General features: G+C 69.9%; 2 protein-coding genes. One reads left to right on the forward strand and one right to left on the reverse strand.

Going from position 1 to position 2,650, the window contains the following annotated elements:
* Positions 1-47: 47 nt before the first annotated feature.
* Positions 48-1,292, reverse strand: a complete 1,245-nt coding sequence (locus tag ACFV15_RS48035; RefSeq protein ID WP_378360208.1) for an SGNH/GDSL hydrolase family protein — start codon at positions 1,290-1,292, stop codon at positions 48-50.
* 87 nt (positions 1,293-1,379) lie between these two features.
* Here ACFV15_RS48035 and ACFV15_RS48040 point away from each other — a divergent pair, with 87 nt between their 5' ends.
* Positions 1,380-2,357: a helix-turn-helix transcriptional regulator gene (locus tag ACFV15_RS48040; protein WP_378360209.1), complete on the forward strand. Its 978-nt coding sequence runs from the start codon at positions 1,380-1,382 to the stop codon at positions 2,355-2,357.
* Positions 2,358-2,650: the final 293 nt, after the last annotated feature.

A 2,650-nucleotide genomic window follows, 5' to 3' on the forward strand; every position in this document is an offset into this window, starting at 1 on the left:
GTGGTGGGGTCGCCCGCTTACCCCCCCCCAACCCCCCCCACGACCCCCTACAACCTGCCGAGATCCACGGCGTCCGCCATGGCCTTGTAGCCCGCGTCGTTGGGGTGCAGCGCGTCCCCGCTGTCGAAGGCCGGGTTGAGCTTGTCGGCATCGGCCGGGTCGACCGTGGCACGCTCCAGGTCGACGACCGCGTCGTACTCACCGCTGGTGCGGATCCAGGCGTTGACCTCGTCACGCACCTTCTCCCCCGCGTCGGTGAAGAACGGCGAGCCCTTGTACGGCAGGATCGTCGCGCCGATCATCCGCACGCCGGCGCGGTGGGCCGCCTTGATCAGCGCACGGTGCCCGTCGATCAGCTGCCCCGCGGTGATCACCGGGTTCGGCCGGAAGCACTCGAAGTCCACGCCACCGGAGTGGATGTCGTTGATGCCCTCCAGCACGATGACCGTCCGCACCCCCGGCTGGTCCAGCGCGTCCCGCTCGAACCGCGCGGTCGCCTTCTCCCCGAAACACGTCGAGTCGTTGAGCACGCGGTTACCGCCGATGCCCGCGTTGACCACCCCGACGGGCCGCCGCGCCGCGGCCAGCCGCTCGGCCAGCTCGTCGGGATACCGGTTGTCCGCGTCCTGGGTCGCGCCGGCGCCATCGGTGATCGAGTCGCCGAACGCCACCACCGAGTGCGGCCGCGCGGCACCGAGCACGTCCACCCCAGCCAGGTAGTACCAGGACGCCGAGGTCTCGCCGAACGCACCGCCGACCCGGTCGAACCGGTGATCACCCGCCGCCCGGTAACTCGTCGCCGTCGCGAAGGCATGGAACGTCGTCGGCCCTGTCGGCTCGGCGAAGTAGAACGTCACCGCCAGCCGATCCAGCGGCCCCACCGGCAAAAGCACCGGATCACTCAGCCATTCCCGCCCCGGCGCGAAAACCCCCGAGGTGGCATGCCCGAACGTCACCGGCCGCAGCGTGCCCGGCCGCACCTCGGCACCCGCGCCGGCCTTGCCCACCGTGGCCCCGGCCAGCCGCAGCGGCGTCGTGTTGTACACCGTCGAGAGCCGCAACCGCACCGCGGCGCCTGCCGTGGACACCCTCACCACCTGCCGCACCGACTGGTTCGCGAACCCGTCGAGCGACCAGTTGGGCCCGAGCAGCCCCGCCACCGGCGCCTGCACCGACGCCGACCAGCTCGCCGCCCACCCGATCCGCCCAGTGGCGCCCGCAGGGCTCACCATCCCCGCGACGAGCGACGCCGCCGCGGCCATCACACCCAAGGTCTTCCACCCAGTTTTCATGCGACCGACCCTAGGGGGACCCACCGACACTTTTCGCGTGAGTTTCACTGTCCGGCCCCGGGTGACCCGCGGTGGTATACCCACCGTATGCGCGCGTCCCGGCTGGTCTCACTGCTGCTTCTGCTGCAGGCCCGTGGCCGGATGACCGCGCGCCAGCTCGCCGCAGAGCTCGAGGTGTCGGTCCGCACCATCTACCGCGACGTCGACTCGCTGCACGCGGCCGGGATCCCGCTCTACGGCGACGCCGGCCATGCGGGCGGCTACCAGCTGCTCGACGGCTACCGGACCAAGCTCACCGGCCTCACCGCCGAAGAAGCCGGCTCCCTCTTCCTCACCGGGCTGCCCGGTCCCGCGGCCGAACTGGGGCTGGGCAACGCGGTCGCCGCGTCCAAACTCAAGCTCACCGCGGCCCTGCCGCCCGAACTCCGCGACCGCGCCGGGCGGCTGCAGGAACGTTTCCATCTCGACGCGCCCAACTGGTACCACGACGGCGACACCACGCCGCACCTCGAAGCCGCCGCTGGCGCCGTCTGGAACGCGCGGCGCGTGCGCGTGCTCTACCACCGCTGGAAAGCGCCGCAGGACGTCGTGCGCTTACTCGATCCCTACGGTCTCGTACTCAAGGCGGGCCGCTGGTATCTGGTCGCCGCGAGCGACGGAAGCCCGCGTACGTACCGGGTTTCACAGATACTCGAACTCGAGGTGCTCGACGACACCTTCGAGCGTCCCGAAAGCTTCGATCTCGCCGGATACTGGCAGTCCTCGCTGGCCGACTTCGACGCGCGACGGCTCCAAGCCGAAGCCGTCATCCGGCTCTCCCCGTTCTCGATGGAACGCTTGCCCGACATGATGAATCCGGCCGCCGTGAAGTCCATTGAGGACACCGCGGGCGAACCGGACGCGGACGGCTGGGTGCGCGCGATCGTGCCGATCGAGTCGGCCGACCACGCGCTCGCCGACTTCCTCCGCTTCGGCGCGGGACTCGAGGTACTGGAACCGCCCGAACTCCGCCGGAAGCTGGCCGAAACGGCAGCCGCACTCGCCGCCACCTACCTGGGGTTCTAAGGGCGTGTCGTCCATCTGTGTACGGATGGCGTCCATCCACGTACATCGGTCGGCCCGCCATGGCTGTGATGGGTGGGTTTGAACATGGGGCCGCGACCCATCACGTGTACCTGGTCGGACGACACTCGTGCACAGACGGACGACACGCGTACCTGAACAGACGACACGACAGCAGTCGGCCCAGCGACACATGCCACCTTTGCCTTTTCGCTCTACAGAACCGGCCTTTGACGACCTACGCCACGGCTGCCGCGACCGGGTCGTGAGTGGTACGGCCGGTTAGAACCGGCCGT

It is taken from the genome of Amycolatopsis sp. NPDC059657 (assembly GCF_042734395.1).
Taxonomy (GTDB): Bacteria; Actinomycetota; Actinomycetes; order Mycobacteriales; family Pseudonocardiaceae; genus Amycolatopsis.